The sequence below is a fragment of the Streptomyces venezuelae ATCC 10712 genome (assembly GCF_008639165.1).
GTDB lineage: Bacteria > Actinomycetota > Actinomycetes > Streptomycetales > Streptomycetaceae > Streptomyces > Streptomyces venezuelae.
Window position 1 is genome coordinate 163,047 of the sequence record NZ_CP029197.1, and the last position, 26,354, is coordinate 189,400.

22 protein-coding genes, 1 pseudogene and 1 riboswitch are annotated in these 26,354 nt (G+C 73.4%); of the genes and pseudogenes, 17 read left to right on the plus strand and 6 right to left on the minus strand.

Annotation, left to right across the window (positions count from 1 at the left end):
* Window positions 1-26 precede the first annotated feature (26 nt).
* Complete coding sequence (locus DEJ43_RS00745; protein ID WP_041661923.1) at window positions 27-1,154, plus strand: NADH:flavin oxidoreductase; 1,128 nt, start codon at window positions 27-29, stop codon at window positions 1,152-1,154.
* Window positions 1,155-1,168: 14 nt separating this feature from the next.
* On the opposite strand, the gene DEJ43_RS00750 is transcribed toward DEJ43_RS00745, so the two are convergent.
* The gene (locus DEJ43_RS00750; RefSeq protein WP_015031366.1) at window positions 1,169-3,532 is read right to left on the minus strand and encodes an MMPL family transporter; all 2,364 of its coding nucleotides are present in this window, start codon (window positions 3,530-3,532) and stop codon (window positions 1,169-1,171) included.
* A 175-nt stretch (window positions 3,533-3,707) separates the two neighbouring features.
* Here DEJ43_RS00750 and DEJ43_RS00755 point away from each other — a divergent pair, with 175 nt between their 5' ends.
* The 3 genes and pseudogenes from DEJ43_RS00755 to DEJ43_RS00765 all read left to right on the plus strand — a co-directional run.
* Complete coding sequence (locus DEJ43_RS00755; protein WP_015031367.1) at window positions 3,708-4,880, plus strand: sensor histidine kinase; 1,173 nt, start codon at window positions 3,708-3,710, stop codon at window positions 4,878-4,880.
* Window positions 4,855-5,517, plus strand: coding sequence for a response regulator (locus tag DEJ43_RS00760; protein WP_041661925.1), 663 nt, complete (start codon window positions 4,855-4,857; stop codon window positions 5,515-5,517). Before DEJ43_RS00755 ends, DEJ43_RS00760 begins: the two co-directional genes overlap by 26 nt.
* Before the next feature lie 251 nt (window positions 5,518-5,768).
* Window positions 5,769-6,101: pseudogene (locus DEJ43_RS00765) on the plus strand (acyl-CoA thioesterase); the annotation flags it as partial.
* A 76-nt stretch (window positions 6,102-6,177) separates the two neighbouring features.
* On the opposite strand, the gene DEJ43_RS00770 reads toward DEJ43_RS00765, so the two are convergent.
* Window positions 6,178-6,735, minus strand: a complete 558-nt coding sequence (locus tag DEJ43_RS00770; RefSeq protein ID WP_233447903.1) for a TetR/AcrR family transcriptional regulator — start codon at window positions 6,733-6,735, stop codon at window positions 6,178-6,180.
* A 317-nt stretch (window positions 6,736-7,052) separates the two neighbouring features.
* Between DEJ43_RS00770 and DEJ43_RS00775 the strand changes: the two genes are divergently transcribed.
* From DEJ43_RS00775 to DEJ43_RS00805, 7 genes are all read left to right on the plus strand, one after another.
* The gene (locus tag DEJ43_RS00775) at window positions 7,053-8,789 is read left to right on the plus strand and encodes an amidase (RefSeq protein ID WP_015031371.1); all 1,737 of its coding nucleotides are present in this window, start codon (window positions 7,053-7,055) and stop codon (window positions 8,787-8,789) included.
* Between the two features lie 125 nt (window positions 8,790-8,914).
* Window positions 8,915-9,116: riboswitch (cobalamin riboswitch) on the plus strand.
* Between the two features lie 40 nt (window positions 9,117-9,156).
* Entirely contained in the window at window positions 9,157-10,224 is a 1,068-nt protein-coding gene (locus DEJ43_RS00780; protein WP_015031372.1) for an ABC transporter substrate-binding protein, read from the plus strand.
* Window positions 10,221-11,324: a FecCD family ABC transporter permease gene (locus tag DEJ43_RS00785; RefSeq protein WP_015031373.1), complete on the plus strand. Its 1,104-nt coding sequence runs from the start codon at window positions 10,221-10,223 to the stop codon at window positions 11,322-11,324. The genes DEJ43_RS00780 and DEJ43_RS00785 overlap by 4 nt, the downstream gene beginning before the upstream one ends.
* Window positions 11,321-12,166, plus strand: coding sequence for an ABC transporter ATP-binding protein (locus DEJ43_RS00790; protein ID WP_015031374.1), 846 nt, complete (start codon window positions 11,321-11,323; stop codon window positions 12,164-12,166). The genes DEJ43_RS00785 and DEJ43_RS00790 overlap by 4 nt, the downstream gene beginning before the upstream one ends.
* Window positions 12,167-12,273: 107 nt before the next feature.
* Window positions 12,274-12,909: an ABC transporter ATP-binding protein gene (locus DEJ43_RS00795; protein ID WP_015031375.1), complete on the plus strand. Its 636-nt coding sequence runs from the start codon at window positions 12,274-12,276 to the stop codon at window positions 12,907-12,909.
* Window positions 12,906-13,784, plus strand: coding sequence for a metal ABC transporter permease (locus tag DEJ43_RS00800; RefSeq protein WP_015031376.1), 879 nt, complete (start codon window positions 12,906-12,908; stop codon window positions 13,782-13,784). The genes DEJ43_RS00795 and DEJ43_RS00800 overlap by 4 nt, the downstream gene beginning before the upstream one ends.
* Window positions 13,733-14,542: a metal ABC transporter solute-binding protein, Zn/Mn family gene (locus DEJ43_RS00805; protein ID WP_041661928.1), complete on the plus strand. Its 810-nt coding sequence runs from the start codon at window positions 13,733-13,735 to the stop codon at window positions 14,540-14,542. The genes DEJ43_RS00800 and DEJ43_RS00805 overlap by 52 nt, the downstream gene beginning before the upstream one ends.
* 50 nt (window positions 14,543-14,592) lie before the next feature.
* Here DEJ43_RS00805 and DEJ43_RS00810 read toward each other — a convergent pair whose 3' ends face one another.
* Together DEJ43_RS00810 and DEJ43_RS00815 are read right to left on the minus strand one after the other, a co-directional pair.
* Window positions 14,593-16,254, minus strand: a complete 1,662-nt coding sequence (locus DEJ43_RS00810; RefSeq protein WP_015031378.1) for a class I adenylate-forming enzyme family protein — start codon at window positions 16,252-16,254, stop codon at window positions 14,593-14,595.
* Window positions 16,251-18,038 carry a CoA transferase gene (locus tag DEJ43_RS00815; RefSeq protein WP_015031379.1) on the minus strand — a complete coding sequence of 596 codons (1,788 nt, stop codon included), beginning with the start codon at window positions 18,036-18,038 and terminating at the stop codon, window positions 16,251-16,253. The genes DEJ43_RS00810 and DEJ43_RS00815 overlap by 4 nt, the downstream gene beginning before the upstream one ends.
* A 140-nt stretch (window positions 18,039-18,178) precedes the next feature.
* Between DEJ43_RS00815 and DEJ43_RS00820 the strand changes: the two genes are divergently transcribed.
* Window positions 18,179-19,387: an acyl-CoA dehydrogenase family protein gene (locus tag DEJ43_RS00820; protein ID WP_015031380.1), complete on the plus strand. Its 1,209-nt coding sequence runs from the start codon at window positions 18,179-18,181 to the stop codon at window positions 19,385-19,387.
* Here the strand turns inward: DEJ43_RS00820 and DEJ43_RS00825 are convergent.
* Window positions 19,374-20,474 carry a hypothetical protein gene (locus tag DEJ43_RS00825; RefSeq protein WP_015031381.1) on the minus strand — a complete coding sequence of 367 codons (1,101 nt, stop codon included), beginning with the start codon at window positions 20,472-20,474 and terminating at the stop codon, window positions 19,374-19,376. The genes DEJ43_RS00820 and DEJ43_RS00825 overlap by 14 nt on opposite strands.
* Window positions 20,471-21,697: an MFS transporter gene (locus DEJ43_RS00830; protein ID WP_015031382.1), complete on the minus strand. Its 1,227-nt coding sequence runs from the start codon at window positions 21,695-21,697 to the stop codon at window positions 20,471-20,473. The genes DEJ43_RS00825 and DEJ43_RS00830 overlap by 4 nt, the downstream gene beginning before the upstream one ends.
* Before the next feature lie 199 nt (window positions 21,698-21,896).
* Here DEJ43_RS00830 and DEJ43_RS00835 point away from each other — a divergent pair, with 199 nt between their 5' ends.
* The 5 genes from DEJ43_RS00835 (at window position 21,897) to DEJ43_RS00855 (ending at window position 26,315) form a co-directional block, all read left to right on the plus strand.
* Window positions 21,897-22,685, plus strand: coding sequence for a hypothetical protein (locus DEJ43_RS00835; protein ID WP_071891064.1), 789 nt, complete (start codon window positions 21,897-21,899; stop codon window positions 22,683-22,685).
* 152 nt (window positions 22,686-22,837) lie between these two features.
* Window positions 22,838-23,536, plus strand: coding sequence for a sigma-70 family RNA polymerase sigma factor (locus tag DEJ43_RS00840; protein WP_078508570.1), 699 nt, complete (start codon window positions 22,838-22,840; stop codon window positions 23,534-23,536).
* Between the two features lie 199 nt (window positions 23,537-23,735).
* Window positions 23,736-24,935, plus strand: coding sequence for an MFS transporter (locus DEJ43_RS00845; RefSeq protein WP_015031385.1), 1,200 nt, complete (start codon window positions 23,736-23,738; stop codon window positions 24,933-24,935).
* 85 nt (window positions 24,936-25,020) lie between these two features.
* The gene (locus tag DEJ43_RS00850; RefSeq protein WP_015031386.1) at window positions 25,021-25,440 is read left to right on the plus strand and encodes a GlcG/HbpS family heme-binding protein; all 420 of its coding nucleotides are present in this window, start codon (window positions 25,021-25,023) and stop codon (window positions 25,438-25,440) included.
* A gap of 50 nt (window positions 25,441-25,490) precedes the next feature.
* Window positions 25,491-26,315 (plus strand): aldo/keto reductase, encoded by an 825-nt coding sequence (locus DEJ43_RS00855; protein WP_015031387.1) that lies wholly within the window; start codon window positions 25,491-25,493, stop codon window positions 26,313-26,315.
* The last annotated feature ends 39 nt before the right edge of the window (window positions 26,316-26,354 follow it).

Below are 26,354 nucleotides of genomic sequence, written 5' to 3' on the forward strand. Positions count from 1 at the left end.
AAGTAATAGCCATGAGGAGCGTCCCCGTGACCGTCACCGCGTCCCCCGCCTCCCGCGCGGCCGAGATCCTGTCCCGCCCCGTCGCGCTGAACGGCCTGACCGTCCCGAACCGCATCGCGATGGCGCCGATGACGCGGATGTTCTCCCCCGGCGGCGTCCCCGGCGAGGACGTGCGGTCGTACTACGCCCGCCGCGCCGCCGCCGGCGTCGGCCTCATCGTCACCGAGGGGACCTACGTCGGCCACGACTCGGCCGGGCAGAGCGACCGCGTGCCGCGGTTCCACGGTGAGGAGCAGCTGGCGGGGTGGGCGAAGGTCGCCGAGGACGTGCACGCGGCGGGCGGCACGATCGTCCCGCAGCTGTGGCACATCGGCATGGTCCGCAAGCAGGGCCAGGCGCCCTACGCCGACGCCCCGGCCATGGGCCCCTCGGGCATCCGTCCCGACGGCACCGAGGGCACGGGCAAGGCGATGACCCTGAGCGACCTGGACGACGTCATCGGCGCCTTCGCCGAGGCCGCGGCGGCCGCCGAGCGCATCGGCTTCGACGGCGTCGAGCTGCACGGAGCCCACGGCTACCTCCTCGACCAGTTCCTGTGGGCGGGTACGAACCGCCGTACCGACGCGTACGGCGGCGACCCCGTGGCCCGCACGAAGTTCGTGGCCGAGGTCGTGGCCGCCGTACGCGCGAGCGTCTCCGCCGAGTTCCCGGTGATCTTCCGCTACTCGCAGTGGAAGCAGGACGCCTACGACGCGCGGCTCGCCGAGACCCCGGAGGAGCTGGACGCGATCCTGGCCCCGCTCGCCGCGGCCGGCGTCGACGTCTTCCACGCCTCCACCCGCCGCCACTGGATCCCCGAGTTCGAGGGCTCGAACCTGAACCTGGCGGGGTGGACCAAGAAGCTCACCGGCAAGCCGACCATCACCGTCGGCTCGGTCGGCCTCGACGGCGACTTCATCCACGCCTTCGCGGGCGAGGGCGCTCCGGTCCAGGGCATCGACGAGCTCCTCGACCGCCTGGAGCGCGACGAGTTCGACATGGTCGCCGTGGGCCGCGCGCTGCTGCAGGACCCTGAGTGGGCGGCGAAGGTCCTGGCGGGCCGGACCGACGAGCTGAAGGCGTACGACGCGGCCGCGGTCCAGACGCTGAGCTAGGGCGCGCCCCGAGTTCATCGGGCTGCCGCACTTGCCGTGGATTCCGTGTCGGTGCCGTCGGTGCCGTCGGTGCCGTCGGTGCCGTCGGTGCTGTCGATGTCGTCGGCGCCGTCGACGCCTTCGGTGCCGACCGGGCCGCGGGGAAGCAGCCGGTCCAGCCACTTCGGCAGCCACCAGTTGGTCCGGCCGAGGAGGGTCATGGTCGCCGGTACCAGCACCATGCGGACGACCGTGGCGTCGATGAAGATCGCGGTGGCCAGGCCGAGCCCGAACATCTTGGTGGAGGGGTCGTCGGCGACGACGAAGGACAGGAAGACCGCCACCATGATGAGGGCGGCCGAGGTGATGATCCGGGCGGTGCCCGAGACGCCGTCGACGATCGCCGTGCCGTTGTCGCCGGTGCGCAGGTACTCCTCGCGTACGCGGGAGAGCAGGAACACCTCGTAGTCCATCGACAGGCCGAACAGGATGGCGAAGAGGAACATCGGGATGAACGACACGATCGGAACAGTCGCTTCCAGCCCGATGAGTGCGCCTCCCCAGCCCCACTGGAAGACCGCGACCAGGATGCCGTAGGCAGCGCCGATGCTCAGCAGGTTCAGCAGTACCGCCTTGAGCGGTACGAGTACCGAGCGGAAGACCAGCGTCAGCAGCAGGAACGACATCGCCAGCACGGCGGCGACGAGCACCGGCAGGCGTTCGCTGGTCCGTCGGCCCACGTCGGACAGGCTCGCGGCGGCGCCGCCGACGTGCGCCCTGGCCGGGCCCTGCCCGACCGCCGTGGGCAGCACGTCGGTGCGCAGCCGGGCGATGGTGTCGGCCGTGGCCTCGTCCTGAGGGCTGGTGGTCGGGAACACCACGAGGGTCGCGATGCCGGTGGTCCGGTCGATGAGCGTCGGCGCGACGGACGCGATGCCCGGATCCGCCGCGACCGCCGCGACCAGTCGGTCCAGCACTGCCGGATCACCGGCGGGGTCCGCGGCGATGACGAGGGGACCGTTGATGCCGGGGCCGAACCCCTCGGCGACGAGGTCGTAGGCACGGCGCTCGGTACGGCTCTGCGGCAGTGAGCCGTCGTCGGGCAGCCCGACGCGCAGACCGAACACGGGCAGCGTCGCCGTCAGCAGCAGCCCCGCCGCGCCGACCGCGTACGGCACCGGGTGCCGGCTGACGTGTCCGATCCAGCGGCGCCACCCCGCGGCGGGAGCGGCGCCAGCCACCAGGTCCCGCCGCCGTGCGAGTCGGCCCGGCTTCCCGGTCCGCAGAGCCCGGCCGATCCGGCCGATCCGCCCGGCCCGGGCCAGGCGCGGGCCGGCGGCGCCGAGGAACGCCGGCAGCAGCGTCACGGACGCGATCACCATGGTCAGGACGACGATCGAGACGGCGAAGCCGCCCACCGTCATGAACGGCACGTTCGCGACCGCCAGGCCGAGGATCGACACCACGACGGTGCCACCGGCGAAGACCACCGGCCGCCCCGCCGTCGCCACCGCGCGCCCCGCCGCCTCGCGGGGATCGAGCCCGCGTGCGAGGTACTCCCGGTGCCTGGCGAGCACGAACAGCGCGTAGTCGATGCCCACTCCGAGCCCGACCATGCTGCCCAGGACCGGTGCGAAGGTGGGGACCTCCGTCACCCCCGCCAGGACCGTCATCGTGGCGATCCCGACGGTCAGCCCGAAGAGCGCCATGCCGATCGGCAGCGCGGCGGCGACCAGCGAACCGAACGCCAGGAACAGGATCGCGGCCGCGGCGAGGAGGCCGATCAGCTCGCTCGCGCCGCCGGCGGGCTCGGAGAAGGCGTAGAAGAGGTTCCCGCCCATCTCGATGCGCAGCGGCAGCTCGGGGCGCAGCCGGTCGCCGAGTTCGACGAGGGCGTCGAGGTCGTCGGCCGACAGCCGGCTCTGGTCGGGGTACTGCACCCGGACGACCGCGATCCGCCCGTCGGCCGAGACGAGGCCGCCGCGCACGGCGGTGTCCGCGCCCGCGTCGAGTGCCCCCGCCGGGTCGCTCGTGCCGAGCACGTGCGGCAGCCGCTCCAGCTCGGCCCGCAGGCGCGTGAGAGCGGCGCGCGGGCCGTCGTCGCCGTTGGTGTCGCCGTCGTTGCTGTCGCCGTCGTCGTCGAAGAACGTCGCACCGTCGTCGAGGGGCGTGACGACCACGTGGGCGGTCATCCCCTCCTGTCCGGTGCCCGCCCGCTCGATCAACTCCGCGGCCCGTCGGGAGTCCAGCCCCGGAGCGGTCATCGAGTCCGCTGTCCGCCCGCCGAAGGCGACGGCGGCGAGGACGGCGAGCGTGGTGGCGATCAACCATGCCGCGATCACCCGCCAGGGGTGCCGGGCGGCGCTTCCGCCCAGGCGCAACAGGGCTTTCGAGAGCATCGGGTCCTCCAACCACCTCGTCGGCCGTCCATGTACGGCCGCCGACACCGAGGTTCGTCGCCACGGCGCTTCGCGGCATCGGCTCGCGGGCCGCGGATGCGTCGTCCCCGGGGCGGAGTGACGACCCGTCCTTTCGGCCGATGCGCGAAACGCCACGGTCCCTAGGCTGGGAACCGTGCTCCGAGACGACCTGCGAACCCTGTGGACCGAACCCCGGCCGCCCGACGCGCCCGCCCGGGTATGGCGGGACGGGGCGCTGCTCGCCGCGGGCCTCGCCGGTGTGGTGCTGGAGGCCACCCTGCGGGAGGACGTCGTATGGCAGCCGGTGGCCGTGGTGTTCGCCGTAGGGCTGTGCCTGCTGCCCCTGTGGCGCCGGACCCGCCCGCTGGCGATGGTGACGCTGGCGTTCGGCTCGATGAGCCTGCTCGCGGTGGCCTCGGTCGTCGCCGCACTGCCCCAACCCGTCGGTCTGAACACCGCCGCGATCGTGCTCGTACTGGTGTACGCGCTGCCCCGGTGGGGATCGGGGCGCGAGATCGTGCTGGGCGGCGCGGTGATCCTCGCGACCGGCGCGCTGTGTTCCGTCACGGACGAGACCCCGGTCGTCGAGAACGTCGTGGGCCTCGTCTTCCTGCTGCTGCCCGGCGTGATCGGCGCGGCCGTGCGGTTCCGGGGGACCGCACGCGAGCGGCAGTTGGAGCAGGTGCGCTCCCGCGAGCGCGAGCAGCTCGCCCGGGAACTGCACGACACGGTGGCCCATCACGTGTCGGCCATGGTGATCATCGCCCAGGCGGGCCGTGTCCTCGCGGGCACCGACCCGTCCGCCGCCGTCCAGGCGCTGGAGGGCGTCGAGGAGGAAGGGGCGCGCACGCTGGAGGAGATGCGCGCCATGGTCGCCGCGCTGCGCGACCGCGGGGTCGGCGCCGAACTGGCGCCCCCGGCCGGAGTCGCGGATCTGGAACGCCTGGTACGCACCCCGGGCGGTCGCCTCAGGGTCGACCTGGGGCTCGACGGCGAACTGGACGCGCTGCCCCCGGCCGTGGACGCGGCCGTCTACCGGATCGTGCAGGAGTCGGTGACCAACGCGCTGCGCCATGCGGTCGACGCCACCGAGCTCGTCGTTCGGGTCGCCGCGGAACCGCACTCGGTACGGGTGAGCGTGCGCGACGACGGCCGGCGCACCGGCCGGGGTCGCGACGGATACGGACTTACCGGACTGCGCGAGCGCGCGGCCCTGCTCGGCGGCACACTACGAGCCGGCCCGGGTGCCGACCGGGGCTGGCACGTCGAAGCCGAACTGCCGAGAGCGAGGAACGAGAGCCTTGTCCATTCGCGTCCTCGTCGCTGACGACCAGACGATCATCCGCACCGGGTTGCGGATCATGCTGAACGCCCAGCCCGGCATCGAGGTGGTCGGCGAGGCCGCCGACGGGCGGGAAGCGGTGCGTCTGGCGCGTGAACTACGCCCCGACGTCTGCCTGTTCGACATCCGCATGCCGGTACTCGACGGGCTCGACGCCACCCGGCTGGTCGCCGGCCCTGGCGTCGCCGACCCGCTGGCCGTGGTCGTCATCACCACGTTCGACCTCGACGAGTACGTCTACGGCGCGCTGCGGGCCGGCGCCCGCGGATTCCTCCTCAAGGACACCGGACCGGACCTTCTGGCGCAGGCCGTGCGGTCGGCGGCCGACGGTGAGGCGCTCATCGCGCCCAGCGTCACCGTCCGACTGCTCCAGGCCTTCGCGGACCTGCCCGCCGGGCGGCCCGTGACCCAGCCGGTCTCCCCCGTCACCGCCCGCGAGGAGCAGGTGCTCCTCGCCGTCGCTCGCGGGCTTACCAACACCGAGATCGCCGACGCGCTGCACATCAGCCTCAGCACGGTGAAGACGCACCTGGCGAGCCTGATGGCCAAACTCGGCGCCCGCAACCGCGTCGAGATCGCGATGTGGGCCTACGAAACCCGCCGCATCCTCCCTGCGACCTGAACCGGGCACAGCGATACGCACGGATCCGACGCACAGGGCCTGGGAAGCGACGGCCAGTAGGAGCCCTCCATGTGGAGGACGTGCCCGCGAGTCCGAAGACCTGCCCGTTGCCCGTGCGCCGACACCCATGGCGCGCGGAACAGCCCTGCCGCGACTCGCGAAGGAGAGTTGACGTGGCCGATCCCACCGTCACCAGCCCTGCCCGCCCGCTCAAGACGCCGGACGACTCCCGGGTCGTCCTCGCGCACATCATGAGCGAGCACGACACCAACCTCTACGGCACCATCCACGGCGGCGTGATGATGAAGCTCATCGACGACGCGGCCGCGGCCGCCGCCGGACGGCACGCCGACGGTCCGGCCGTGACGGTCTCCGTCGACCGCATGACGTTCCTCGCCCCCGTGCGGGCGGGAGATCTGCTCAGCGTCGAGGCCGGGCTCGAACGCGCCGGGCGGACCTCGATGACCGTCGGCGTGCGGGTCACCGCCGAACGCTGGAACCACTCCGGCCCCGCCACCGAGGTCGCCACCGCGTTCCTCACCTTCGTCGCCGTCGACGCCGAGGGCAGCCCGCGCCCCGTACCCGCACTCGACACGTCATCGGCCGGCATCTCCTGACGGACAGGGCCTTCTACGGCTCCGACGGATGGCTCCGACGCCGTCAGCCCTGACCGGCAGGGCGCAGTTCGCGTTCGAGGGCGGTCAGGGCGAACGCGTGCGCGGAGGCGTGCTGCCAGCGGGACCGTCCGAACATCACGTCTTCGGAGAGCCCGCTCAGCATGGCGACGGCGCGGATGGTGAACTCGGTGAGGTCCACGTCGGCGAAGTGGCCCAGGTCACGTCCCTCACGGAGGATCGCCGCCAGGCGCGCGTCCCAGCCGTCCAGCAGCTCGGTGAGGACGGCTCGACCCGCGTCGTCGTGGCGCTGGGCCAGCACCTGCGTCCACAGGGCGTAGCGTTCGTCGCCCTGGTGGCGTGGCAGGTAGAAGCGGACGAACAGGTCCAGCTTCTCGGCTGGGGAAGCGGCCTGGTCGACGGCCTGCTGGAACCGGTCCCAGAGGTCCCTCTGGCTCCATGCGAGGACTTCGAGCAGGAGCCGGTCCTTCTTTCCGAAGTGGTAGAGGATGTGCCCGGTGCTCATGCCGGCCCGTTCGGCGATGTCCGACATCCGCAGGCCGGCCGTCCCCTTCTCGGCGATGAGGCTGATGGCGGCGCGCATGGCCCGCCCCCGGGCCTCGTCCCCGCTCGGCTGGCGTTTCCTGTCGGGCGGGAGCCGAGGCGCGGGGCGCGCGGGGGCGCCGCTCGTCGGCCCGGCCGCGTCCGTCGACGGGTGAAGAGGGTCGGGCAGTGCGGGCCCGGTCTCTGAGGTGGCCATGAGTTCGCTTTCAGCAGTCCCGGAGGTGCAGGGCCTCAGTCTAGGACCAGGAATCTAGATTTCTAATCTAGACTGACAATCTAGTCAGTGCGAGAGTGGGGTGTGCTCACCTGCACTGAGGCCAGCGGCCCACCTGCCCCACCCACCCCCAGGAGACCCCCATGACGAGCGGCTTCGATGTCGTCGAGACCTGTATCGCCGATCTGCGCGCAGCGCTGGAGAAGGGCGAGACGACCGCGGTAGGGCTGCTCGACGCCTACCTCGCGCGGATCGACGCCTACGACCGCCCCGGAACGGCCACCGCCCTGAACGCGATGGTCGTGATGAACCCGCACGCCCGGGCGGAGGCGGAGGCCTCCGACGCCCGCCGCGCCCGCGGCGAGACCCTGGGCCCGCTGGACGGCATCCCGTACACCGCGAAGGACAGCTACCTCGCGAAGGGGCTCACGGCCGCGTCCGGCTCCCCGGCCTTCGAGCACCTCGTCGCCCAGCACGACGCCTTCGCCATCGAGCGGCTGCGCGCCGGCGGCGCGGTCCTCATCGGCCTGACGAACATGCCGCCGATGGCGAACGGCGGCATGCAGCGCGGTGTGTACGGGCGTGCGGAGAGCCCGTACAGCGCCGACTGGCTCACCAGCGCCTACGGCTCTGGCTCCTCCAACGGCTCCGGTACGGCGACGGCGGCGTCCTTCGGCGCGTTCGGCCTCGGCGAGGAGACCTGGTCCTCGGGCCGCGCCCCCGCCTCGAACAACGCCCTGTGCGCCTACACCCCCAGCCGCGGCGTGATCTCGGTCCGCGGCAACTGGCCCCTCGTACCGACCATGGACGTCGTCGTCCCGCACACCCGCACCATGGCCGACCTGCTCGAACTGCTCGACGTCATCGTCGCCGACGACCCGCACACGCGCGGGGACCTGTGGCGCGCGCAGCCGTGGGTGGCGCTGCCCTCGCCCTCGCGGGTGCGCCCCGCCTCCTACCCGGCCCTGGCACCCGCCGACGCCGGCGCCGCCTCCGACGCGCTCGCCGGCAAGCGGGTCGGCGTGCCCCGGATGTACATCAACGCCGACCCCGACGCCGGAACGAACCCCGAAGGAGGCATCGGCGGCCAGACCGGGCAGCGCATCGACACGCGGCCCTCGGTGATCGCCCTGTGGGAAGCGGCCCGCCGCGACCTGGAGGCCGCCGGCGCCGAGGTCGTCGAGGTCGACTTCCCCGTGGTCACCAACTACGAGTCCGACCGCCCCGGGGCGCCCTCGCTGCTCACCCGCGGCCTGGTCAGCCGCGAGTACCTCACCTTCGAGATCGAGGACCTGTCCGCCTGGGCCTGGGACGACTTCCTGCGCGCCAACGGCGACCCGGCGCTCTCCACCCTGGCGGACGTCGACGGCGACCGCATCTGGCCCAAGCAGGAGGGAGAGCTGCCCGACCGTTACGACGGCTTCGACGACACGATCGGCGACTACCCCCGCTTCGTGCGCGAGCGCCCGTACGCGTCGCTTGCCGACATGCCGCTCCTTGAGCAGGGGCTGCGCGGGCTCGAGGAGACGCGCCGCGTCGACCTGGAGGTGTGGATGGACGGGCTGGGCCTGGACGCGGTGGTCTTCCCCGCGGTGGCCGACGTGGGCCCTGCCGACATGGACGTCAACGAGGCGTCCGCCGATCTCGGCTGGCGCAACGGCGTCTGGGTCGCCAACGGCAACCTGGTCCCCCGGCACCTCGGCATCCCGACGGTGACCGTGCCCATGGGCACCATGCCGGACACCGCCATGCCCGTCGGGCTGACCTTCGCGGGCCGCGCGTACGACGACAACGCCCTGCTGACCCTCGCGGCGGCCTTCGAGAAGACCGGCAGCCGGCGCACGGTCCCGCCGCGCACGCCGCGCCTGTCCGCGGAGTGACCTGACGGAGGTCTCTCGCCCCGGCCCGGGGGGCCCGGGGCGAACTGTCCGTACCCACATCCGTCACATCGACGCGGGGGCGGAGCGGTGGCGCTCCGGCCCGCCGGAGTCAAGATCGGCCTGTGGTAATTTGCCCGAGCCAGTCGTACCCCTGCACATATCCACACGATATGGGCGCGGGTCAGGGAATCCGGTGGGAATCCGGAGCTGACGCGCAGCGGTGAGGGTGACGGGCGGAGCATCGGCCACTGGGTCCCGAGGGGCCCGGGAAGGCGCTCCGTCCGGATGACCCCGAGTCCGAAGACCTGCTGGCGGCCCGGGCGGCACATGGCGCCGCCCGGGAGGCACCGTACGACAGGCTCCGCGCATGAGCCGTGACGCAGAGGACTCCCCCGTGCCCTTCGCACCTCCCGTCCGTTCCGCCGTGCTGCTCGTGGCCGGTGTCGTTCTCCTGGCCGGCTGTGGCGCCGGCGGTACGACGCCGTCGTCCGGGGCGCCGGGGCCGGACTCCGGCCGCACCGTCGTCGCGGACAACTGCGGGCAGCGGGTCGAGGTCGACCACGCGCCTCGCCGTGCCGTCGCCCTCGACCAGGGCTCGGCCGAGATCCTGCTCTCGCTGGGGCTCGCCGACCGCATGGTGGGCACCGCCACCTGGACGGACCCCGTGCTCAAGGGCCTGGAGCAGGCCAACTCCAAGGTGCCCCGGCTCGCGGACCGTTATCCGTCGTTCGAGAAAGTGCTCGACACCGAGCCGGACTTCGTCAGCGCCTCCTTCCTCTACACCCTGGGCAAGGGCGGTGTGGCGCCGCGCGAGCAGTTCACGAAGCTGGGCGTGCCCACCTACCTCTCCCCCACCGACTGCGTCGGCAAGGACAACAGCGGCGACGGCGACGGGGTGCGCGCCCGGCCGCTGACCATGGACACCGTGTACGGCGAAGTCCGCGACCTGGCCCGGATCTTCGGCGTTCCGGAACGCGGCGAGAAGCTGGTCGGCGAACTCCGCGCCCGGGTCGAGAGGGCCAAGGCCGCCGCCGACTTCGGCGAGGCGTCCGTCCTCTACTGGTTCTCCGACTCCCAGGGTCCGTACATGGCCGGCTGCTGCGGCGCGCCCGGCATCGTCAGCGGGGCGCTCGGTGTGAAGAACGTCTTCGACGACACGAAGGAGGAGTGGCCGCAGATCAACTGGGAGACCGTCGCCGACCGCGATCCCGACGTGCTGGTCATCGCCGATCTGACCCGCAAGGCCCAGTCGGCCGAGAGCGCCGCGAAGAAGATCGAGTTCCTGGAGTCCCACCCCGTCACCCGGAACATGACGGCGGTGAAGCACAAGCGGTACGTGATCCTCAGCGGACAGGCCATGAACCCGACCATCCGCACCGTCGAGGGCATCGAGAAGGTCGCCGCCGCCCTGAAGACGTACGGTCTGGCGAAGTGACCCTTCCGGGAAACGAAACGGCGGACCGGAGCGCTGCCGACCGCCCGTCCGCGGTGGGTCCTTCCGCGCGAGTCGCCGTCCGCTCCTCCCGGGCGCTCACGCCGGTCGCCGTGGCGGGCGGGCTCGTCCTGCTGGGTGTGTCGATCGCCCTCGCCCTCACCATCGGCCCGGCCGACATCCGCGTCTCGGACTCCTGGTCCGTGGTGGCCTCCCACCTCGGCGGGGACCCGTCCGGCCTGAGCGCGATCCGTGACGGCATCGTCTGGAACCTGCGGCTGCCCCGGACCCTCCTCGCGGCCGTGTGCGGAGCCGGACTCGCGGTCTGCGGCGCGGTCCTGCAGTCCCTGCTGCGCAACCCGCTCGCCGACCCGTTCGTCCTCGGCGTCTCCTCCGGCGCCTCGACGGGAGCGGTCGCCGTCGTGGTCCTCGGCGCGGGCGGGGGCCTGCTGTCCGTCACCGGGGGCGCCTTCCTCGGGGCGCTCTGTTCCTTCGCCCTGGTCCTGGTCCTCAGCCACACCCTGGGCGGGTCGACCGACCGTGTCGTCCTGGCCGGGGTGGCGGCGATGCAGCTCTTCTCCGCCCTCACCTCCTTCGTGGTGATGACCGCCGCCGACGCCGAGACCACCCGGGGCATCCTCTTCTGGCTGCTCGGCTCTCTCGCCGGGGCGGGGTGGACGGACGTGGGGGTCTGCGCCGCCGTCCTCGCCGTGGGCCTCGCGGTCTGCGGCGGACACGCCCGTACGCTGGACGCCTTCGCGTTCGGCGAGGACGCGGCGGCGACGCTCGGCGTCTCCGTGGCGCGCACCCGCCTCGTCCTCCTCTCGGTCACCGCCCTGCTGACCGCCGTCCTGGTCTCCTCCGCCGGCGCGATCGGCTTCGTCGGCCTGGTGCTGCCGCACGCGATCCGGGCCCTCGCGGGCCCCGGTCACACCCGCCTGCTGCCCCTGACCGCACTGGCCGGTGCGGTCTTCCTGGTGTGGGCCGACACCCTGGCCCGTACCGTGCTCGACCCGCAGGAAGTGCCGGTGGGCGTGGTGACGTCGCTCGTCGGCGTCCCCGCGTTCGTCCTCGTCCTGTACCGCACCAGGAGCACGCTATGACCGACCCGACGACACACCTCGGCAGCCGGACGGGGCTGCGAACCGAGCGCGTCTCCCGCACCCTGGGCGGCGCCCTCGTCCTGGACGGCGTGACCATCGCGCCGCGCCCCGGCACGCTCACCGGCCTTCTGGGCCCGAACGGTTCGGGGAAATCCACCCTCCTGCGGATGCTGGCCGGTGTCCTCGCGCCGGACACCGGGGTCGTGACCTTGGACGGCGACCCGCTGAGCGGCGTCCCGCGCCGCGCACTCGGACGGCGACTCGCCGTCGTCGAGCAGCACGCCGACACCCAGGTCGACCTCACCGTCGCCGACGCCGTACGGCTCGGCCGCGTCCCGCACCGCCGGGCCTGGTCACCGGCGACGGCCGCCGACGAGGAGGCCGTCCGGTCCGCTCTCGCCCGCACCGGACTGACCGACCGCGCCCACCGCACCTGGCGCACCCTCTCCGGCGGCGAACGCCAGCGGGTCCAGATCGCCCGCGCCCTCGCCCAGGAACCACGCGAGCTCCTCCTCGACGAGCCAACGAACCACCTCGACATCCAGCACCAACTGGACCTCCTGACCCTGATATCGAGCCTGCGGCTCACCTGCGTCATGGCACTGCACGACCTCAACCTGGCGGCGATGTACTGCGACCACGTGGTGGTCCTGCACGAGGGACGGGTGGTGGCCACCGGGCCCGTCGCGGATGTCCTCACGGAACAGCTCGTCGCGGAGGTCTACGGCGTCCGCGCCTCCGTCTCCCGCCCCGGACCCGACGACCGCCCCCACATCCGCTTCCTCGGCACGGCGCCCTCGCGTGACGGCCGCCGGCAACCTCCGGGCCCCGACGGCTGCTGACGGCTGCTGACCACTCCCCGACGGCTGCCGTCGAACCGCCGGGAACCCGACGCCCCGCCCGTCCGACTCCTCCACCGCACGGGCACAGCGGCGGGGAGAGGCACGGAATGGGCGGGCTGGACATACGGATGCGGGGAGTGGCCTGCCGGCACGGCCGCAACGAGGCGGTCGCCGATGTCGACCTGGAGATCGCGGCCGGCGAACGCGTGGCGCTGACCGGGACGAACGGGTCCGGGAAGACGACGCTGCTGCGCGCGCTGCTCGGGCTCCACCGGCAGGTCGGCGGCACCATCGAGGTCGGCGGGCGGCCCGCCCGGACGGCCGCCGAATGGGCGTGGCGGCGGCGGTCCTGCGCCTGGATCCCGCAGAAGCCGGCCGCCGGCCGGTTTCCGCTGCGCGGGGACGAGCTCCTGGCGAGCAGCGGCGCCCCGGCCGACGCGGCCGCGGCCGCCGGCCGGCTGGGCGTCGGCGGGCTGACGGGGCGCCCCGTGGACACGCTGTCCGGCGGACAGTTGCAGCGCATGTACCTGGCTCGGGCCATCGGCTGCGTCGCGGCCGGTGCGCAGGTGCTGCTCGCCGACGAGCCGACCGCCGCCCTCGACTTCGCGGGGCAGGAGGAGGCCGCCGACGTGCTGACCGGGCTGCCGGTGACGCTCGTCGTCGTCACGCACGACCGGGCGCTCGCCGAACGCTGCGACCGGGTCCTCGAGATGGCCGCCGGCCGGCTCAGGGAGGTCCGGTGAGTACGCTCGCGGCGGCCGACCTCGGAGCCGTACTCCAGCTCGTGCCCGTGCAGCGGGCGGGGATCGCCCTGCTCCTGTCGGCCGTCGGGCTGCCGGTGATCGGCGTGATCATCGTCGGGCTCGACATCATGCCGGTGCGGTTCGCGATGATGCACGTGGCGCTCCTCGGCATAGCGGTCGGGCTGCTGACCGGTCTCGATCCGATGCTGTGCGCGCTGGCGGCATGCGCGCTGTCCGCGGCGGGCGTCGCGCCGATGGCCCGTGCCCCCGGCGGACTGTCGGGTGCGATGGGCCTGTTGATGAGCCTGGCGATCGCCGCCGCGCTGCTCGTCCTGGCCGTCTCCGGCGTCAACGCCGCCGGCGCCTTCGCCCTGCTGTGGGGCTCGATCCTTTCCGTCGGCACCGCCGACCTCGTCGTCCTCGGTGTCCTCGCCGTGGTCGTCCCGTCCCTGTTCTGGTGGAAGCGGCGGGACGTCGCCCTGCTCCTGTACGACCGGGAGCTCGCCGAGTGTTCGGGCGTGCCGGTCCGTCTGCTCACCACCGCGCTCCTCGTGCTCGTCGCGGTGGCCGTCGCCGGTGCGATCAAACTGACCGGCGCCCTGCTCGTCGACGCGCTCACCCTGCTCCCCGCGCTCGCCGCGCGGCGGCTCGGCCGCTCCCTGTGGTCGATCACCCTGTGGGCGGTCGGCATCGGCATCGCCGTCAACCTCACCGGCTTCCTTCTGGCCCTCTGGCTGGACTGGCCTCCGGGCCCGGTCCTCGTCCTCACAGCGGGGGCCGTCGTCCTCGCCGCGCACCTCGTCCCCGAACGGAGAAACAGCTCATGGCGCGCACCCGCGTCCGTACCGCCCGCATCTCTTCCCTCGTCGCACTGACCGCGGCGCTTCCGCTCCTCGCCGGTTGCGGGAGCGAGGACACGCCTGGGGCCGACGCCCCCAAGGGAGCCGGGACGAAGCCGGTGGTCGTCGTCACGACCACCTGGGAAGGGGCCTTCGCCAAGGCCGCCGGGGCCGAGGACGTCACGGTGATCGTGCCGCAGTCGGTCCACCACGCCCCCGACTACGACCCGAAGCCCTCCGACCTGGCCGCCGTGGCGAAGGCCGACTTCGTGCTGTACGCGCCGTTCGAGCCGTACGCGGCGAAGATCAAGGAGGCGGCCGGGTCCAAGGCGAAGCTGGTCGAGGTGAACCTCGACAACGACCCGGCGAAGGCGCGTGCCGAAGTCACGCGCCTGGGTGGCCTGTTCGCTACGAAGGACTCCGCCGCACGGTTCACCAAGCGGCTCGACGGCGAGATCGCCACCCTGAACGGCGAACTCAGGGCCGCGTGGCCGGGCGGAAAGAGCCCGTCCGTCGTCAGTCAGGTCTTCACCGGGTGGGCGGCCGGCCTCGCGGGCGCGACGACGGTGGGCACGTACGGGCCCGAGCCGGTGACCCCGGCCAAGCTCGCCGAACTGTCCGCGAAGAAGCCCGCCTTCGTCCTCGACAACGCCCACATGACCACGGGCACGGTGCTGCCCGACGCGGGCGCGAAGCAGGTGGAGATCGTGAACTACCCCGGCGAGGACCTGGACCTGCTCGCCGTGTACCGGAATGCCGCTGCCGAGCTGAAGAAGGCCATGGGCAAGGCCTGACCCGTGTGAGGCGGGGGGAGGGGCGCGCGTCGGCGTGCCCCTCCCCCGGCTCATGCCCGGGCGGGTTCGGTGGCGTGCCGCTCTTCGTCGGCCCGGTGCCGGAGCGCGGCACGGTCCGGCTTGCCCGCGGCCGTGAGCGGTATCGCGTCCAGGATCACCACGTGCTCCGGGTGCTTGTACCGGTCCACACCGTGAGCGGTGAGGTACGTGCCCAGGTCGTCGAGGGTCGGCCGCTCCCCGCCCCTGGCCACCACGCAGGCCGCCAGGCGCTCTCCCATCAGCGGGTCCGGGACGCCCACGCAGACGACGTCATGCACGGCCGGGTGGCCGGCCAGTGCGCGCTCCACCTCGGCCGGGCTGATGTTGACGCCGCCGCGTATGACGACGTCCTTGAGGCGGCCGACGACGTGCAGGACGCCGTTCCCGTCGAGATAGCCGAGGTCGCCGGTGCGGACCCAGCCCTCGGGGGTGCGGTAGCGGGCGTCGAGTGCGGGAGAGGCGACGTAGCAGAGAGGGGTCATGGGGCCGCGCGACACGATCTCGCCGATCTGCCCTTCGGGCAGTGGTTCGTGGCTCTCGGGGTCGGCGACGCGGATCTCCGCGACGCGCGGGTCGGGACGTCCCGCGACGACTCCGGAGCGGTCGGTCGGCGGGACCTTGTGGTCCAGGCCGGTGTGGCAGTTGACGCCGTCGGCCGATCCGTACAGGTTGACGACGGAACATCCGAAGGCGTCCGCGGCGGCGGTGGCGGTGGCCTCGTCGAGCGGGGCGCCGCCGAGGACGAGCGCGGTCGGGGCCGGCACGTGCTCGCCGGTCCGTTCCATCTGCTCCAGCATCATCCGGATCATGGTCGGTACGCCGAGGACGTGGGTCGGCTCGTGCTCGCGCATCGCCTCCAGGGCGGCCTCGGGGGTGAAGTGGTCGAGCAGGACGAGGGACCCTCCGTGCCGGGCGAGGGTGACGGCCGTGCCGTTCGAGCCGAAGGCCGAGGCGAGCGGAACGAGGAAGAGGCACCGGGGCGGGGTGTCGTCGGGCATGAGGGAGGCGAGGAAGTTGCCCCGTCCGCCGGCGAGGGCGTTGTGGGAGTACGCGATCATCTTCGGCTCCGCCTCCGAGCCGGAGGAGACGAGGATGCGGGCGGCGCTGTCGGGGTCGGGGCGGGCCGCGACGAAACCGGTGGGGTCGGTGCGCAGGAGGTCTCTGAGCGGAACCGTTCCTGCGGGCGCGGTCCCCGGTCCGGCGGAGACCACGCGCCGGAGGGCCGGCAGCGCGGGCAGGAGCGGGACGAGATCGGCGGCGTGCGTCTGTCCCCGGTGCTCGGTGGCAGCGATGACGGCGACGGCCTCGGCCCTGCGCAGCAGGCACTCCGCCTCCACCGCCCCACGCCCGACCGGGAAGGGCAGGGCGACGGCGCCGAGGGCGGCGACGGCGAGGTCGGCGATGACGGCGTTGCGGTGGTTGGGAAGCTGGACGGCGACGACGTCCCCCGGCCCGACACCCAGCCGGCGCAGGCCCCCGGCCAGACTTCTGACCTTGCGGTCGAGAGCCGTGTAACAGAGTTTTCCCTTGGCGTCGAGGATCGCCGTCCGGTGCAGATCGGCGATCTGCCGGGCCCGGAACAGGCTGTAGAGGTCGAGGTCCGGGCACGTGCCGTCCACCGCCCATGAGCGGCGGAGTTCGGCGGGCAGCAGGTCGGGGAGGGTGACGGTCACGCGAAGCTCCAGGGGTCGGGAACGGCGGGGGCACCGTGCGCGTCCCGGCTGATCGAGCCGGACAGGCGCGGGTCGTGCTGAAGGTCGGACAGGTCGGTGGTGACGGCGGTCGCGGTCAGGCCGTGGGAGCGCAGTAGGTGCAGGGCGTCCTCGGTGCACATGCCTCTCAGGTCGTACGCGGTGGCGGCCGCCGCGCAGGAGTCGCTCGGCGCGATCCAGCCGTCGGAGGTACGGACCGGGTGCCGGAACCCGGTCGGCGGCCGGGGGTCGTGCCCGCGTCGGACCCGGTCCAGGACCGGGGCGAGCAGGGTGTCGGCCGCGCCGAGGAGCGAGGAGTCGACCCGCACGCCGTGACCGGTGCGCTCGCGCAGGAGCAGGCCGGCCAGCACGGCCTCGGTCCCGTGCAGACCGCCGAGGACGTCCAGCAGGGTCATGAGGGAGGGCGCGGGCGCCTCGCCGGCGGGGTGGACGGCCTCGCCGACGCCCGTACGGGCCTGCACCATGAAGTCCGTGCCCATGGGGGCGTCGGCGATCCGGTCCGCCCAGCCGCCCGTGTAGGCGTAGACGAGCGAGGGGTTGACGGCGGCCAGGTGTTCGGCGTCGAGTTCGAGCTCGGCCGCCTTGCCCGGGGCCCAGTTGTGCAGGAACACGTCTGCGTCGGCGGTGAGTTCGCGCAACCGCCGACGGTCACCGGGTGACTTGATGTCGATCTCCACGGCTTCCTTGCCCCGGTTGAGGGCGAGCCAGCGGGCGGACACGCCGTCACAGGCGGGCGGCATGCCCCGCAGCGGGTCGCCGCCCGGCGGCTCGACGCGGACGATCCGGGCGCCGAGAATGCCCAACAGGTGTGCGGCGAGCGGTGCTTGGATCCGGCGGCCGGCCTCGAGGACGGTGATCCCCTCCAGGGGCCGGGCCTGCGACGTCGGTGGCATGGTCGCGGGAGCACCCGGCCGGAGGAGCCGCAGGGACCAGGGGTCGGCGCCGTCGTCCTCCTTCGCGCGCTCCGCCAGCGTGTGCAGCGGGCACACCTCGGCTCCGGCGTCCCGGGCCGCCTGCCGGATCCGTTCGAGGGGATGCGTCCGGGTCACGGTGTGCAGGGCCGTCGGGATGTTCGCGCAGGCCGTCGCGTACCGGAACTGGAAGGGCCGCCAGCCCGCCCGTATGGCATTCGCCGGCGCGCCGAGGGCTCGCCAGAAGTCCGCCCAGGCTCCGGGATCGAGCGTCTCCAGCTCGAAGACGACACCGTCGGACGACGTGAACGGTGGTCCTCCGGGGGCGAGGTCGACGGATTCGGGCTCGTCGGCGCCCGATGCGGCCAGGTACTGCGAGACGGCGAGGAGTCCGGCCCGGTCGGTCGTGACGTCCACGTGCCGCGGCCCTGAGCCGCCGCGTGCCTGGGCGACGAGCGCGGCGAGGAGTCCCTGGACGGCGAGCACGCCGGTGGCGGTGGCCAGGTAGTCGACGCCGATTCCGCGCGGGGCTCCGTGGCGTCGGCCGTGCACGGCCATCACTCCGGTCGCGGCCTGCGCGGTGGTCTCGTCCTCGACACCGGAGCCGGGGGCGCCCCAGGCGGCGCAGGCCGTCACCTGCGTGAACCCGGCGCCGTCCAGGGCGATCTCCCCGGCTTCCGCGTTCCTCACCCGGCCACCGAGACGGCTCAGGTGGTCGGCGACGGCCCTCGTGAGGGCCGTGGGCCCGCCGATGTCGAAACGCAGGGCGTCGAGCGGACGCGGAACGCCGAGCGGGCGGCGGACCGCGTGGTGCGTGGTCGCTGGTGACGCCATGGCTCTCCTCACTTCGCGCGGCGATGGCCGGCGCACGGGACTGTCACGATCGCGGGAACTGACGGGCCGGTACGCCCGACCACTTCCACGGGCAGGCAGTCGGACGCGTGTTCTGTCGAGTTCCCAAGACGGAGGAAACAGTGACGGATCATGACGTACCCCTTGGCGAGCCGGTGCCCGACGCCGGCCTCGACGAGCTGCGGTCGCGCGTTTCCGCGTTCGTCCGGGACCAGGTGTTCCCGCGCGAGGCGCAGCTCGACGCGGGCGGACCGAACGCCACGGAGCTGCGGAAGCGACTGCGTGAGGAGGCCTGCGGCACGGGGCTGTGGGCGCTGCCGTTGCCGGCCGACCTGGGCGGCGGCGGGGTCTCGTTGAGGGCGTACGCGTCGATCGCCGAGGCCGAGGGCGCCAGCGACCACGGACCGGCCGCCCTGGGGTCGGCATCTCTGCTGGACGTGACCATGCTCTCGCGGCACGGCTCCTCGCGGGTACGCGCGGAGTATCTCCGCCGCCTGGTCTCCGGTGACCTCCGCACTTGTTACGCGATGACGGAGCCGGATGCCCCCGGCACCGAGCCGCTCCTCACCGCCACCCGGGCGGAGCGGCGGGCCGGAGGCGGCTGGACGATCACGGGACGCAAGTGGTTCGTCTCGAATGCCGGGGAGGCGGACCTGGTGACCGTACTGGCCAGGACGAGCGGCACCGTAGGGGACCGGGACGGACTGTCCCTGCTCCTCGTGCCCACCGACTCCCCCGGTTTCCGGGTCGTCCGCGAGCTGCCCATCCTGGGTGCCACCGGCCAGTACGAGATCGAGTTCGACCACGTGCACGTCGACGACGACCATCTCGTCGGCGAGCCCGGCCAGGCCCTCGTGATCGCGGGCGAACGGCTCCAACTCGGCCGCACTCTGCGGGCGCTGCGCTGGCTGGGCCAGGCCCAGCGGGCCTTCGACCTCCTCTGCCGACGCGCCGTGGAGCGGCAGGGGGCACGCGGCGCACTCGGGGACCGGCAGCTCGTCCAACAGCACGTGTTCGAGGCGCTGTTGGCGCTCCGCGGCACCCGCTCGCTGGTGTACGAGGCGATGGCGCTGGTCGCGGAGGGGCGCGACGCCCATGTGGAGGTGGGTCTGGCGAAGACGGCCGCCGCCCGCACACTCCAGGACGTCGCCGACCGCGCCGTCCAGGTCTTCGGCGCGGCGGGACTCGGCCCGGACACCCCGCTGCCCGCGCTGTTCCGCACGGGACGGGCGGCGCGGATCCTCGACGGGCCCGACGAGCAGCACGTCTCCTCCGTGGCCCGGCGCGTGCTGCGGGGCCTCCAGCGGGGACCGGCCGTCACACCCGTGTGAGGTCGACGCGGCCGAGGAGGGCGGCCAGGCCGAGGGCCAGGAAGAAGTCTCCCCAGACCAGTTCGTGGCGGACGGCCGTACCGGTCTTCGCGTCGTAGCAGCCGTCCAGGAGCATGCCGCCCGGCAGGCGGCCACCGGGCCGGGTGACGTGGGCGTCCACGAGCCGGTGCAGGACGGCCTCCGCCCGGTCCGCGCATGCCGTCGCCCACGCGGCCCCCGGGATGCCCGCGAGCTTCAGCAGGGCGACGGCCGCGATGGCGGCGGCGGAGGTGTCGAGGGGGCCTTCGGACTCGCCGGCCTCGGCGGGCGGGACGAGGGGCCCGGCGAGGAACTCCCCCTGTGCGAGGAGGAGTTCGACGGTGCTCGCCAGGCGGTCCGTACGCCACGCGGTGTCACGGTCCGCCCGGAGCAGGCCGTCCGCGACTGCCAGCAGCAGCCATGACTCGCCCCGGGTCCAGCCGGGACCGGGGTCGGGATCCGCCGTCCAGCACCCGCCTGTCGTGTCGCGGCGCCAGGCCGGGCCGGGCCGCCCGCCGTCCCCGCCGTCCACGCACAGGTCGAGGTGCCGGTGCAGATGTTCCGCGGCCGCCACCCGTCCCGCCGACCCGGCGGACGCCAGGAGGGGTACGAGCCCGGGGACGCCGTCCGCGCGGGCCCGCAGCCGGGGCCCGCCCAGCGCCGCACCCCACGGAACGAGACCGAGCGTCGGGTCGTGGGCGCCGAGCACGGCCTTCGCCGCGCGCTCGCGCAGGGCAGCGGCCGCCGGGTCGTCCTCGGGGGCAAGGGCGGTCCCGTACCAGAGGATCAGGCCGCGGGTCGCGGTGTCGGCCTCGGCCCACGGTGCGAGGCGGGCCGTGACGGCGGCGGCCGCCGAGCGGTCCCTGACCCGGCCCGTGTGCCGGGCGCGCAGCCAGAGCAGGCCGGCCCAGAAGCCGCCGGTCCACGACCCTCGCCCCGTGGTCGTCCAGCGGCCCTCGGCCGCGTCGGCGTACAGGGGGAAGCGCGCGCCCACCTGCCCGGCGGTCTCCGCCACGCGCCGAAGGAGAAGACCCAGCGCCTCCTCGGCCCAGCCCTTCGTGCCGGTCACGTCGTCCCGCCCCGTCCCGTACGGCGGTCCCTGACCGCCCAGAGGAGGGCGACGGCCCCCGCGACGAGGAACTCGCCGGCGACCAGGGCCCAGCCGTCGCCGTACCGGCCGCGCTCGGCCAGCAGTCCGAAGAGCGGCGGCCCCACGGCGAATCCGGCGAAGAACCCGGCCGCGACCAGCGCCGAGTCCTGCCCGGCCCGCCCCGGCGCCGAGCGCTGCATCACGAGCACCATCGACACCGCGTTGCCGGACACCGCGAACACGCCCACCGCGACGGCGCCCACCCACACCAGCGGCTCGACCCGGACGGCCACGGCGAGGACCACGGCCGATCCGACGGCTCCGGCCGCCAGCAGCGCGGGGAACCAGGGCGCCCGGCCCGGCGCGGCGGCGCGGGACCAGCCGATCCGGCCGGCGATTCCGGCGACGCCGAGGACCGCGACGAGCGCTCCCGCCGTCGTCGGCCCCATGCCGAGCCGTTGGGCTCCGAACAGCGCCAGGTACGTGTTGACGGAGGCGATGCCCGCACCGAGGAAGAGCGAGAAGCCGGCGAGCCACGGCACGGGGCTGTCGGACGCGGGCGGCGTACGGAGCACAGCGCCGGCCTTGGGCGGCGGGTCGGCCGGCAGCGCCCGCCAGGCCCACAGGGCGGCGGCGAACGCGGCCACGGCGGCCACCCCTACCGCGCCCCTCCAGCCGAGCAGGCCGGCCGCCGCCGCGAGCGGCAGCCCGGCCGCGAAGGCGCCGAGCTGGACGCCGGACTGCTTGGCGCCCGTGACCGCGCCCCGGCGCGGAGCCGGGACGGCCGCGAGGATCGCCTTGTTCGTCGCCGGGTTGGCGAGCGCCTGCGGGAGACCGCCCAGCGCCACCGCCGCGAGGAGCAGGGCGGGCCCCGGAGCCGCGCCGATCAGTCCGAGTGCCGTCCCGGAGACGGCGAGCAGGGCGACGAGCGCTCGTCGGGGGCCGACCCGGTCCACGATCCGGCCCCCGGTCGGCGAGAGCACGGCGGCCGTGCCGAACCCGACCGTGGTCGTCAGTCCGAGCAGCGTCTCGGACACGCCGAGACCGTCCACGAGGCGCGGCCCGAGGGCCCCGAGGAGGAAGAGCTGCATCATCGAGAAGGCCATGGCCGTCGTCAGCAGCGCGGTCAGCCCGCGCGGCACGACGTGCCCGGATTCCGTGACTGCCGCACCTGTGGCCGCCGTCGTACCCGCGGATTTCACGTGGTCCCTCCTCCCGTACGACGGCCGGGACGCCCGTCGTCGCCGTCGAGAAGTCGTGGCGAGGGCGCCGGAAGTTCCCGAGGTGCTCTTGTGTGCCGCGCCACAGTCGCGTACTGATGACCCGACAGGTCGAGGGGGCGGCCGTGATCGCCGTGCCCGCCCTCGTGCCTCCGGTGAGGAGTGCAAGGATGGGCGCGCCATGACACCAGGCCGATGTTCGCGAGGAGTGCGGGCCGCGATGTTCGCGGCCGTCTGTGTGCTGCTCGCGGCCACCGGTCACGTCCTGATGTCGGGCCAGGACCTGCCCGCACCCGCGCTCGGACTCGCGCTCGCGGGGACCCTCGTCGTCGCCTGGATCCTCGCGGGGCGCGAGCGCGGCCTCGGGGCGGTGACGGCGGCGACCGTGGCGGTGCAGAGCGTGCTGCACACGGGGTTCTCCTGGTCCCAGCAGCAGGAGGCCCGCCCGCCGCGTCAGCCCGCGACGGATCAGTTGACGACGGATCAGACGGCGATGGCTCACGCGGCCATGGGGCACATGGACACGGGCCACATGGGCATCGGGCAGATGGACATGGGCCCCATGGGCATGGACCACACGGCCATGGGCCACATGGCCGTGGACCACATGGCGATGGCGCACGGGGCGATGGGTCACGCACCCCCGGGCGCCGAGGCCGTCGCCCACGACATGACAAACATGTCCTCGTCCCTCGGGATGTTGTCCGCGCACCTCCTCGCCGCGCTCCTGAGCGGTCTGTGGATGGCGTACGGCGAGCGCGCCGCCTTCCGTCTCCTGCGTTCCCTGCCCCTGTGGCGCTTCCGGCCCGCGTGGCCGCTGTGGCTCCTGCTCGTCGCCGTCGTCCCCGCGCCTCCGCGGCGTCCTCGGATCCGGCCCGTTCGCGCCGGTGACGAGCGCGCTCCCCGGCAGCTTCTCCTCGCCCATTCCGTCATCTCCCGGGGTCCGCCACGAGCACTCGCTGTCTCCTGACAGCCGGCTCCCCGGGCCTGACGGCACACGACCCTCGTCGCCGTCGCTCGGGCATCGGCCCTGCCGCCACGGCAGGCCGCGACCCCTTCACCGGCACAGCCGTGCGCCCGCGCGCGCCGCCGGATTCCCTTGCCTCGTAAGGACTTGTGGCGATGACTCCTGCCCACGACACCCTCCACCAGGGACGGCGAAAGCCCTCTCGTTCCCCCTCCACGCCGGACGGCGAAACCGACGCGGCGACGACCCTGCTCGCGCTCGCCGCGCGCGACGGCGACCCCGCCAAGGCCGACCTGTTCGTCCGCGCCCTGCACCGCGACGTGTGGCGGTACGTGGCGTACCTGAGCGCGGACCGTCAGGCGGCCGACGACCTCACCCAGGAGGTCTTCCTGCGCGCGATCGCGGCGCTGCCCCGGTTCCAGGGGCGGTCCTCCGCCCGCACCTGGATTCTTTCCATAGCCCGCCGCACCGTGGTCGACAGCCTGCGTCACGCCGCTGCCCGCCCCCGCCTGTCCGACCGCGACGACTGGCAGGCGGAGGCGGAGCACACCCAGCCGCTGGGCCTGCCCGGATTCGAGGACGGGGTGGCCCTCGCCGAACTCCTTGCCTCGATCCCGGCCGAACGGCGCGACGCGTTCGTCCTGACCCAGCTCCTGGGCCTGCCCTACGCCGAGGCCGCGGACGCCATCGGCTGCCCGGTCGGCACGGTCCGCTCGCGCGTCGCCCGCGCCCGGACTTCGCTGGTCTGCCTCCTGCGAGGGGACGAGGAGCCCGCTACGGCGGCCGCCAAGCCGACGTCGGGAGGTACGGCGCCGGCGCCACGACAGTTCACGAGGGCGCTCGCTCTGGCCTGATCTCCGAGCCGAGCGGTCGAAGGGGGCGGGTCCCGGCAGCGCCGGGACCCGCCCCTTCGACCGTCCCCACCCCTGAGCACATGCATGCAACCACCGCCATCCCGAGCACACGGACTAGCCGCGATTGCATTTATAGCGCGTATGCAACTATTGTTGTTGCACGTAAAGCGCTTCTTCAAGCAATCAGGAAGGTTGAGCCATGCCGCTCGCACTCCTCGCCCTCGCCGTCGGGGCTTTCGGGATCGGCACGACCGAGTTCGTCGTCATGGGGTTGTTGCCCGACATCGCCGGGGACTACGGCGTCTCCATCCCCACCGCGGGCCTGCTCGTCACCGGCTACGCGCTCGGCGTCGTCGTCGGCGCGCCGCTGCTGACCGTGCTCGGCAGCAAGGTGAGCCGCAAGCGGATGCTCATGCTGCTGCTCGGACTGTTCGTGGTCGGCAACGTACTCTCCGCGGTCGCCCCCAGCTTCGGGATGATGGTGGCCGGGCGCGTGATCGCCTCGCTCGCGCACGGTTCGTTCTTCGGCATCGGGTCCGTCGTCGCCGCCGACCTCGTCGCCCCGGACAAGAAGGCCGGCGCCATCGCCACCATGTTCACCGGCCTCACCGTCGCCAACATCGTCGGCGTACCGCTCGGCACCTTCATCGGGCAGGCCGTCGGCTGGCGCACCACCTTCGCCGTCGTCGCCGCGCTCGGCGTCATCGGGCTGCTCGGCATCGCCCGGCTCGTTCCCGCCATGCCCCGCCCCGAAGGCGCCCACCTGCGCGGCGAACTGAAGGCCTTCCGCAACCCGCAGGTGCTGCTCGCCATGGCGATGACCGTGCTCGGCTTCGGCGGCGTGTTCGCCGCGATCACCTACATCGCGCCCATGATGACCGAGATCGCCGGCTACTCCGAGGGCTCGGTCACCTGGCTCCTGGTCCTCTTCGGCGTCGGCATGTTCCTCGGCAACCTGCTCGGCGGCCGGTTCGCGGACCGCGCGCTGATGCCCCTGCTGTACGCCGCACTCGGCGGGCTCGCGATCGTCCTCGCCCTGTTCACCGTCATCGCCCACGACAAGGTCCTCGCCGCGATCGCCGTCTTCCTCGTGGGGGCGCTCGGCTTCGCCACCGTCCCGCCGCTGCAGAAGCGCGTCCTCGACCAGGCCCACGGAGCGCCCACGCTGGCCTCCGCCGTCAACATCGGCGCCTTCAACCTCGGCAACGCCCTCGCCGCCTGGCTCGGCGGCCTCGTCATCGCCGCCGGTCTCGGCTACACCGCACCGAACTGGGTCGGTGCCCTCCTCGCCGCCGCCGCACTCGGCCTCGCCCTCTGGTCCGCCGCGCTGGAGCGCCGGACCCCCGCGACCGATGCCGTCGTGGCCGCCGCCGAGACCCGCGTCCCCGTACACCACTGACCCATACACCACTGACCCGTACACCACTGATCACCCGCACCACTGAGCCCGTACACCACTGATCACCTCCCGGGAGAAACGTTCCATGAACGCCACCACCGTCGCCCCGCTGACCACCCACGACGCCGAGATCCTGCTCACCGCCGCCCGGCGCGCCGCCGACGCCGCCGGAGTCGCGGTCAGCGTCACCGTCCTCGACGCCGGGGGCCATCCGCTCGCCTTCCGCCGCGACGACCGCGCCGTCCTGATCTCCGGCGAGACCAGCACCCGCAAGGCCTACACCGCCCTCCAGCTCGACTCCCCCACCGCCGACCTCGTCGACCTCGTCAAGCCCGACGGCCCGTTCCACTCCCTCACCACCGCCCTCGACCGGCCGCTCCTCTTCATCGCCGGCGGCGTGCCGGTCCACCGCGACGGCCACCTCATCGGCGCCGTCGGCGTCGGCGGCGGCGCGCCGGAGCAGGACCACGCCTTCGCGGCCACAGCCACCGCCGCCCTCGCCTGACCCGTACCGGAACCACCTCCGTAAGAGACCGGAGAGAAAGCAGTACCGCCATGACCACCATCCCCACCGTCACCCTCGGCAACGGCGTGGAGATCCCGCAGCTCGGCTTCGGCGTCTTCCAGGTGCCCGACGCCGACACCACCGCCGCCGTGAGCCACGCCCTCGACGCGGGCTACCGCTCGATCGACACCGCCGCCGTCTACGGCAACGAGGCCGGCGTCGGACGTGCGCTCGCCGCCTCGGGCATCGCCCGCGACGAGCTGTTCGTGACCACCAAGCTCTGGAACGCCGACCAGGGGTACGACAACACGCTGCGCGCCTTCGACGACAGCCTCGCCAAGCTGGGCCTCGACCACGTCGACCTGTACCTCGTCCACTGGCCCACCCCCGCCCGTGACCTGTACGTCGACACCTGGCGGGCGATGGAGAAGCTGGTCGCCGACGGGCGCGTCCGGGCCGCCGGCGTGTCCAACTTCCAGCCCGCGCACCTGGAGCGGCTGCTCGACAGCAGCGACCTCGTACCGGCCGTCAACCAGATCGAGCTGCACCCGGCGCTCCAGCAGCGCGAACTCCGCGACCTGCACGCGGCCCACTCCATCGTCACCGAGGCGTGGAGCCCGCTCGCCCAGGGCGCCGTCCTGGCCGACCCGGCCATCGGGGAGATCGCCGCGCGGCACGGCAGGTCCCCCGCGCAGGTGGTGCTCCGCTGGCACCTCCAGCTCGGGAACGTCGTGATTCCGAAGTCCGTCACCCCCGCGCGCATCCGCGAGAACATCGACGTCTTCGACTTCGCGCTCTCCGACGAGGAGATGAGCGCCCTCGCCGCTCTCGACCGCGGGCTGCGCACCGGACCGGACCCCGACACCCTCAACTGAGGTCGACCCCGGGCGCGTTGCGCGGCCGCCGGAGCCGTA